Genomic DNA, 9,531 nt, shown 5'->3' with positions numbered 1-9,531 from the left:
TTTGCCACCAGTGGCGATGCGGAGGATTCCAGATTCAATGGCAATGAATCACAGTTTGGGCGCTTATCCTATATTGGTAGGGCCACTTATGATTATAACTATAAGTACATTGTCAGCGCTTCCTTCCGCTATGATGGATCCTTGAACTTTGGGCCTGATTATCGATGGGGATTATTTCCCGCGGTTTCTGCTGCGTGGGTGGTTTCCGAAGAATCTTTCTTTGATTCGGACGCCGTCAATTTTCTGAAATTCAGAGGCTCTATGGGAGTACTGGGTAATGACAACCTCAGTCCTTGGAGATGGCTAGAAACCTATAGTGCAGCTTCCGGATTCTATTTTGGAGAAAACCCTAAATCAACCAAGGGAATTTCTTATGGAGGCTTGGTAAACCCGATGGTGACCTGGGAAAAATCCCGGACTTATAACCTTGGTTTGGACGCGGTAGTATTTAACAATTTCAACATCAGTGCCGAGTACTGGTTCAAAAACACCTTTGACATCCTGGGATCAAGGATCCAGTCTATTCCGACTACATTTGGCGCCAACATGCCACCGGAAAATTATGGGGAAGTAAATTCTAGAGGTATAGAATTGGAACTGGGCTATAATGGCAGCATTGGCAAGAGTTTCAAGTATTTTGTCAACGGCAACTTCACTTATGGAACCAACAAGGTTGTGACCTGGGATCAGGCAGAAAGTGTCAGGCCTTTTGAAGACCGGATAGGCAGGACCTTGGATTTTATCTCCGGACTAAAGAGTGATGGATTGCTCCGTACCCAAGAGGACCTGGACGCCCTACCTGAGGGCTATACCATCTACGGGGCTGTTCCGCAACTGGGCTGGATCAACTATCAAGACCTCTCCGGTCCAACCGGTGAACCCGACAATAAAATCGATGATTGGGACAAGGTGGTATTGTATGACCACAGTGGCGCACCAACCACTTATGGGCTTAACCTTGGCTTTAGCTGGAAAGGCTTCTCCGTAGAAGCGCTCTTCCAAGGAATGGCCGGGTTCTATAAATTCCCGAATGTCCAGGCTCCGTACCCTTGGACCCGTGTGTACGATTTTTGGGCGGATTCCTGGACACCGGAAACAGCACTTACTGCTACCAAGCCCGTACCCAATCATGATATTTGGCAAAACAGGGCCGGGTCTGATTTTTATTACCAAAAAGGGGATTTTACACGCCTGAAGTACCTGAACATAGGGTATGACCTGCCTCAGAAATGGGTAAATGCTATCGGCCTTTCCAATGCAAGATTCTTTGTAAACGGCACCAATTTATTGACCCTCTCCCAATTTAAAGTGTACGATCCAGAGCTAGGAGATGCGGGTACTTTCCCGATTAACAAAAGCTTTACCGGGGGGATGAGCCTTACATTTTAACAAAAAATGAATAGCAATATGAAATCGAAAATATTAAGTTTATTATTGGTCGGATCCTTATTGTTTAGCTGTAATTCAGTGTTCGATAAGGAAAACCTTACCGCTATCAATCCTGACGATGTTTGGAATGACTTTGGTTTGGCCCAGGCTTATGTAGATAACCTGTACGCGACATTTATGCCGGGATGGAATTACAATTCTGGACAGAACTCGGATGAATCCCCTAGCTCAAACGGACAGAACATGAATGCTGTCCTGAAAGGCCAGTTGCTTACCAATTCGGTCAATTATTGGCCTTATGGGGATATCCGAAAAATCAATATCCTATTGGAACAGGTGGAAACCGGGACACTGGCCAGTGATGAAGTGGCTGTGCTTAAGGGACAGGCCCTTTTTTGGAGAGCTTGGGCTTACTTTGGAATGGTCAAAAATTACGGAGGAGTTCCCCTGGTGCTAGAGGTGCAAAACCGTGAAGACGGTGATGCGCTTAAAGTAAGTAGGAACAAGACTTCAGAGTGTATAGCACAGATTGTAAAAGACCTGGACGATGCTGCCGGAATGTTACCGGACAAATGGACGGGAGCCAATTACGGGAGGATTGATAAGGGCGCAGTACTGGCGGTAAAAGGGAGAGTGCTTTTGCACTATGCCAGCCCCCAGTTTAACCCAAGCAATGATATGACAAGATGGGCCGCAGCTTATGATGCCAATAAGGAAGCATATGATTTCCTAAAGGGACAAGGAAAGGCCCTGCATCATGATTTTGCCGGTATTTGGTTTTCGGAGCTAAACAGTGAAACAGTGATGGTTCACAGGTATTTCAACCCTGGTCATACCAATAATCAAAACATTATGAGACCGCTTTACGCCACCAAAGATGCAGTAGGAGGAGACCGCCCCTCTTTGGAATTGGTCAATGCCTTTCCAATGAAAGATGGTTCTGACTTTGATCCTGCGGGAGGCTATGAAGGTTTTTGGCAGAATAGGGATGACCGATTTTATGCCACCATTGCCTATCCGGGCAGTGACTACGGCCTTCCTGAGTTGGATGGTGATTATTTGTGGTCTTATTTTTATAATGACAATGGAACTGAGCGCCCCTACGAAGAATATAAATATGGCACCAGGGGAAATATATGGACAGGTTTTTATCGTGCAAAGGCCTTGGATAAAAGCTTGCACGGTTCTGTTGTCGATTTATGCGAGGTTGACTGGATCGAAATAAGGTTGGCGGAGGTAATGCTGAATTATGCCGAGGCGGCCAATGAAGCAGGCCATACCACAGAGGCCCTTGACATGCTCTACCAAATCAGGGAAAGAGCCGGTATTGAAGAAGGCAGTGGTAACTACGGCATCGCCGAAAGCGACAAAGACATGCTCCGTGAAACCATCATGAAGGAAAGATTTGTAGAACTGGCCTTCGAAGGAAAGCGTTTTGATGACCTTAGACGCTGGAGAAGATTTGATTACCTGAATGACCTTAAAGTTCGTCATGGTTTGAGAATCATGGTTGATGATGTAAACCAGGGACCGGATGGTACTGATGATGTGAATGATTTTGCAGATCAGTTTACCTATACTGTCTTTGATGTAGAGACTCTTGAAGGGGAACAGTTCAACTTAAAGGAGGAGTATTATTTCTATGCGATTCCTCAGGTACACCTGAGCCAAAATTCCAATTTGGAACAGACACAGGGATGGGATAACGGGACTTTTGATCCATTACAATAATAGTTAGGGTGAGAGCAAAGAGGTGGGACGCCAATAGGTGTTCTGCCTCTTCTTTCCATTGAACAGCAACTGGCGTAGGAACGCATCAGCTTATAATACAGCGTAAAATAAAAACAAAAGGTGAAAATTAAACCAATGAATAGAATTGTGAATAATTACAGGTTGGGTCTGGCAAGTTTGCTGATTTTAGTGATCAGCCAGCTTAGCTGTTCGGCCAACAAAGAGGTGGAGTTGAGTAGTGATTACTTTAAGATTCAGATTGATGAAAAAGGGTTTATCAACAGCATGAAAAATATCACGGTGACACCTTCCCGTGAATTCAGCCCTGCAGACAAACCTTCTCCGCTGATGCGGCTGTATGACGAGGAAAAGGAGAAATATTATGAGCCTATAAAGGCAGATTACAGAAAGAAGGATCATCTTATTGAACTAAGCTATGAAAATGGCTCGGTAGCGGTGATCAGTGTAGAGGAGAAAAAGAAGTACCTCAAGCTTACCCTTCAATCACTTACACCTCAGGAAGGGATAGATGATATAGAATGGGGTACCTACCATACCTCTATTACCAACCTTATGGGCGAAATCATTGGTGTGGCCCGCGACACCAGTGAAGCGGTGAACTATGCCATAGGCATGTTGGCTCTTGACGATAATACCTTGGGAGGCTTGTCCACCACTGTCGGTGATGCTGCTCCATTCCAGTACATCATCCATTCCCATGATTCTGTAGCATACCCCTTGCCTGATCATCTTCATGAAGGCCAGATTTTTACCCTTGGGGGCGACGGGATTAGTGATGTGGCTTTTTATGCCCATAAAGAACCTTACTATAGAATCATGTACGGCAATGCTGCCATTGTGGACGAAAAGGGTAGGATATCCATCGCCTATCATTCAAGGGATAGGGACAGGGAAAGAGAGGTATATTTTTCCTTAATACCCAATATGAAAGCGAATATTCCCAACCATTTGCAGGTTCAGCCTGTACCTGGAGTGGATTTTATCGGTTCGTCAGTGGCCCTTTGGGGAAGCCCTGATGACATCGCTTTGATGGACGTGATCCAAACCATTGTGCTGGATGAAGGATTGCCCTATCCAACCATTGATGGTAAATGGGTAAAAGATCCTGCGGCCTTTGTCCCGGATGCCTGGGCCAATGGGGGGCAGTATGATAGCCTGATTGCTTACACCAAGAGGCTTGGTTTTAAAACGATAAGCCTGTACGATCAGGGCTTTTTAAGGCCGGACCGAGGAAATGAAGGATATATAGATGGAAAAGATTTTGAGAAGAAGCCCATAAAAATGAAATCAGGGGACAAGTCCCACAAAGAATATGCGGAGATGGCTGCTGAGCATGGGCTCACAATAGGAAGAACCACCATTACCAATTCTTTGGCACCTGGGACCAAAGACGTGAGTCCTGTTCCCAGTGACAGCATTTGGTATCAGCAGAAACGTTTATTGGCCAAGGACATTGATCCTAATGATACCTTGATTTATGTGGATGACCCTACTTATTTGGAGGAAATTGGTAGTTGGGAAGGTCATACCAAGGAGTTAAACATGGTAAAGATTGGTAAAGAACTGATCCACTATATGGGGGTTTCCGAGACTGCTCCCTACCGCTTGCTCAACGTAACTCGGGGTTACTGGAATACCGAAAAATCAAGCCATCAAAAAAATGACACGATCTATAAACTCCAGGTGACTGTCGGCTGGGGCTATACAGGCGTGGTTCCCAACCTGCAGCTACAGGATGAAATCGCCAAGTATTACGCAGAAGTGTGTGCTGTCAATGGACTGGCCTACTATGATTTTGACGGGCAGGAGTTTTTGTTCCACAACGGTCACGGCTATTATTCCACCAAGCGTTTTTTCCGAACCATGTTTGAGCGTGCTAAAGAACTGCAACTTCCGCTTATCAGGTTCACCGGAGCCACGCTCTCTGAGGGTTCCTGGCATTATCAAAGTATTTGGAATGTGGGTGGGGGAACCAACTTATACGATGCCAGTACCCGGGAGTGGGGCAGTACTACCAGTCAAGGAAAGGATCTGCGTGACGTTACCTACGCTAATTTCTTCCCGGTGGGAATGGGGGCCAACTTTAGGATCAAAGCAGATTCCAAGGTAGAAGAGTACGAGCATATTCAGGCTGTTTCTGTAGGGGTGGGCTCCACTTATAGCTTGGTGCTTAACCAAAAAGATGTGGAAAGCTGTCCCCAAAAGGAGGCCATATTTGAGGTAATCCGTACTTGGGAAAACGCCCGGTCTGCCAATGCTTTCCCTAATGATCTCAAAAGATTATTGGTGGATCCAAAGAGAAGCTGGAGGCTGAAAGAAGCCGATAAAAATACGTGGAAACTGTATGAGTTGGTCGCTGATAAATGGACCAATGAAAGGATCTTGACCAGAGCTGAGGGATATTGAAATAGCAAATAATCTGTAAATAGACGATAAAAATATAACCACTAAAACGTCCAGGATTGGGGTTGTCTTTTGACAGCTCTAATCCTTTTAAACGATTTAGAAAAAAGTACCAGAGCTTGGGTAAGTGAATAGGATAAAAGTTCGTTTTACAGGAATTGTGAAACCAGTATGGAATTAAATAAGAGCCAAAAAAGGCGCATTTTACTTTTGTTATTGGCCATTGCTTTTTTCTATTTATGCGCATTTTCCTATTTGAATGCTATTTGGAGTAATGTAAGCCATAAAGCAATCGCAAGCGATCCTTGTAAAGAGAATCCAGTCAATGAATCTATCATATTTCCCTTGCTTTAGCTCCCTCTGCCCAAGAACTGACCAGTATTGAACGGAGGTCCGAAAAATTGAAATGGTCCTTGATTTCAAATTATTAACGAAAAAATTATATGTATATCCGCAAAGACACCAGTAGCTCTAAATTAGCAAACCATCTCTCACAGAATACACAGAAACCCGCAGAAAAGATTTTTAATTCCGTGTAATTCTGTGGATTCCGTGAGAAATAAATTTAATGGTGTAATTACGGATAATCGTAAAAAAAATTAAAATGAGAAATAAAATTGCTATTCTATACCTGTTCTTGATGTGGATGGTTATGGAAAGTAGCCTTGCGCAATCAAAGTCCTGGCTGCCAAGTGATAATAGCCAAAGAAGCAAAAACCAGCAATTAGAAGGTTTTTTGGATAATCCTGATTGGGGATTCCGGGTTTTGAGCTGTCAATACGATGAAGCATCTTTAGTCGATTGGAAATTGATGGAGCCTATGGGGAAAAATGGAAATCCTGAAAATTTTGAATATGAATTGGCTGCTCATAAAGTAAGGGGAGATAAAGAGGCCATTGACCTTGACCTAAGGATTCGCCTAAAGGAAGGGGAAAAAGCTTCTTCAGGGATGGCCTTGGCCTTTGATTTATTTGACTGGAATTCAAATAACTATGTGATGATTCCCGGAGCGGTCTATAACGGTAACCGGAACCGCATCGTAAACAGGGCATATGCCGCAGGACTTGACAGGAGTGAGCTGTATAAGGAAGACCTCCCGCTTACCACTGCATCTGTACCTCAATTGTCCCCTAAGGACAATGAGCTGTCCCGTCTTGAAGTAAATACCAGCAATACCACCACGCCTGCCATCTGTGTATATGATAGGGAAAACAAAACGGGCTTTATTGTTTTAGCCGAGCAGGGGATCTCTTATGGTGAAGAAATTATTGACCATGGCTTTATCGTGGAAGAAAGCTCCAACAGGACAAGAGCCTCCCTGGTGATCAATGCTCCGGGGGTAAGGGAAAAAAAGCCTGAATTTATAGGTTTTAGCAAAAGTCCCGACAGAGGCATTAGCTGGAAGGCTGGGGAGGAGAGAAGGCTCCGTTTTAGGCTGTATAAATTTCCGGCCGCAGATCTAGCTGCCTTTATGAATGAATTCATGAGTGTTAGGAAGTCCGTAACGGGTCCAAATTCATCAAGGGACCTTATCCCAATGAGCGAGGTATCCCGCTTGATGTGTGCCAATATCGATAAGCGGTATTATCAGGGAGCCGATCATCAGTTTTACTGTCCGGAAAATGCCAATTGGATTTCTTTTGGATGGATAGGGGGAATGATGAACACCTTTCCCATGCTGGCATTGGGGTATGAGTTGCACCGTGACAAGGTAAAGCACACCTTTGATTTCGGACTGACTTATGGTCAAGGAGCATCAGGTTACTTTTATGGTGCGCTCAATCATGATGGTAAAGTCTTTGGCAGAGAAGGGTATGATGAATTTCCGGAAATTGTCCTGACCCGAAAAAATGCTGATGTGCTCTATTGGATGGTCAAACAGTTTATGCTGTTAAAGGCCCAAGGCCATGAAAAGGAAATCAAAAAGGATTGGGAAAACAGTGTTCAGCACTTGTCCGAAGCATTTGTATCTACCTGGAAGAATTATGGACAATGGGGAAACTTTGTCAACAATAAAACAGGAGAGGTAGCGGTGTATAATACCAGCAGTGGGGTAATGGCCATAGGAGGATTGGCCCTGGCCTCCAGGTATTATGAAAATGACCAATATATGAAGGTGGCCAAACAGGCGGCCGATCATTATTACGACTATTTTTTGAAATGGGGAATGACCACCGGTGGATGTGCTGACATTTTGCAAAACGCCGATTCAGAAACAGCTGCTGCTCTAATGACCTCATTGATGTGCCTATATGAAGTGACGGGAGAGCAGCATTGGCTTGATAAAAGCCGGGATTTGGCCAATCTTTCTGCTACCTGGACGGTATCCTTTGATTACCAATTGCCTTCTGATACCCTCTTGGCAAAGTTGGGGGCTAAGTTGACAGGGGCCGTATGGGCCAGTACCCAGAACAAGCATGGAGCACCAGGTTTTTGCACGCTTTCCGGAGATTCCCTATTTAAAATCTACAGGGCAATGCAGGATAAAAGGTATGCTTCGCTCATGCGGGACATTATCCATGCCCATGCAGAAGGGATTCAGCCCAATGGATTTATTACAGAACGGCTTACCTACTGTGATGCGGACAGCAGAGGTTCCAGAGGTGATGGAGGCAAAACCGGCTGGAACGAAACCAATGGGGCACTGATGGCATTGGAAATCCCCGGAATCTACGTGCGCACAGATCTGGAAGAAGTCTTTGTTTTTGACCATGTAAAAGCTTCCATTACCAAAAGTGATAAATCAGGACTGACCCTTCAAATCACCAACCCAACAGCCTATGATGCAGAGGTATCCTTGTTGGCCGAAGACAGTGCTATGTCCACTGAGCCGCTAGGGGTAACCGGTTTTCTCCACTGGCCAAAAGTATCCGTAAAGGCCGGGGAGGCCATCTCCTGGAAGATCAATTATTGATACTTAAAATCTACCCTTAGGATTGTCGTAAACGCACCGGGCAATTACAAAAAAAACTGCTTAACTTTAGTTTAAGCACTTTAAGCACAACACAATATGGACAGCCCGAAATCAAAACAACTTGACATCATCATTCCGGCTTACAGAATGCATTCCCAGACTTTCTTTAATGCACTGGATGGAATTACCGAAGAAGCCGCTTTGGAAAGAAACGGTGGAAAAACCAATCACATCGTCTGGATGGTGGGAAACCTGGTGAATTGCCGGTACTGGTTTGCCGGCCTGTTGGGATTGGCCGAAGAAGATCCCAATGAAGAACTCTTTCATGAGGCCAGAGCATTGGATGAAAGCTTAAATTACCCCACACTGGAACAGCTCAAACGGAATTTTGAGAAGATCTCCCCTAAGGTTTATCAAGGGTTGTTGACGGTAACCGACGAGCAACTCTCGAAGCCATTTTCCTTCGGTATGAATGTTCCCTTCGTTCCAGAAAATGTACTGAACATGATCGGCATGTGTATAGGAAGGGAAGATTATTTATTGGGTCAAATAGGACTAATGCGTAAACTCATCGGGTTAAAAGGAATGAGCTATGAAATGAACAGGGATATCAAATACTAAAACTTGATTCCTTTATGACCCCAGAAATAGTAAATGATCTATAATTCCACTATTTCTCCTATCACCTTAAAAGAACAAAACCCTCTAAACATACCATTTAGAGGGTTTTTGGTTTTTTTGAACCGAATCTTGTCGGGGTGGCAGGATTCGAACCTGCGACCTCCTCGTCCCAAACGAGGCGCGATGACCGGGCTACGCTACACCCCGAACATTAAAAAAAGGATTCTTAAAGAATCCTTTCGTAGAGAGTGGGGGATTCGAACCCCCGGTACGGTTTGACCCGTACGACAGTTTAGCAAACTGCTGGTTTAAGCCACTCACCCAACTCTCTAAATAATAAAGTCCGTAAGACGCTTTAGCAAATCGGAACAATACACCTGAAGTCCATTATTCTTTCACTTTTTTGCTCGAAAAAACCTTCCTGTTTTCCCCTTAAAGCGATGCAAATGTAA

Annotated in this window: 5 protein-coding genes and 2 tRNA genes; 5 read left to right on the top strand and 2 right to left on the bottom strand. The window is 44.5% G+C overall.

Annotated elements, in window-relative coordinates; genetic code table 11:
• From ACYVAA_RS21260 to ACYVAA_RS21240, 5 genes are all read left to right on the top strand, one after another.
• Window positions 1–1,389 (top strand): SusC/RagA family TonB-linked outer membrane protein (locus ACYVAA_RS21260; protein WP_460545711.1); only part of this gene is annotated, 1,389 nt, incomplete at its 5' end.
• Window positions 1,390–1,407: 18 nt separating this feature from the next.
• On the top strand, window positions 1,408–3,120 hold the full coding sequence (locus ACYVAA_RS21255) for a RagB/SusD family nutrient uptake outer membrane protein (RefSeq protein ID WP_460545708.1): 1,713 nt from the start codon (window positions 1,408–1,410) through the stop codon (window positions 3,118–3,120).
• Between the two features lie 135 nt (window positions 3,121–3,255).
• A complete protein-coding gene (locus ACYVAA_RS21250) occupies window positions 3,256–5,547 on the top strand; it encodes a hypothetical protein (protein ID WP_460545706.1) in 2,292 nt (763 codons plus the stop codon).
• Window positions 5,548–6,148: 601 nt separating this feature from the next.
• The gene (locus ACYVAA_RS21245) at window positions 6,149–8,458 is read left to right on the top strand and encodes a hypothetical protein (protein ID WP_460545704.1); all 2,310 of its coding nucleotides are present in this window, start codon (window positions 6,149–6,151) and stop codon (window positions 8,456–8,458) included.
• A 96-nt stretch (window positions 8,459–8,554) separates the two neighbouring features.
• Window positions 8,555–9,079, top strand: coding sequence for a hypothetical protein (locus ACYVAA_RS21240; RefSeq protein ID WP_460545702.1), 525 nt, complete (start codon window positions 8,555–8,557; stop codon window positions 9,077–9,079).
• 132 nt (window positions 9,080–9,211) lie between these two features.
• Here the strand turns inward: ACYVAA_RS21240 and ACYVAA_RS21235 are convergent.
• Together ACYVAA_RS21235 and ACYVAA_RS21230 are read right to left on the bottom strand one after the other, a co-directional pair.
• Window positions 9,212–9,286, bottom strand: a tRNA-Pro gene (locus ACYVAA_RS21235).
• 35 nt (window positions 9,287–9,321) lie between these two features.
• A tRNA-Ser gene (locus ACYVAA_RS21230) sits at window positions 9,322–9,410 on the bottom strand.
• Window positions 9,411–9,531: the final 121 nt, after the last annotated feature.

This window comes from Echinicola sediminis (genome assembly GCF_054777495.1).
This window is presented reverse-complemented; position numbering and strand designations above follow the sequence as displayed.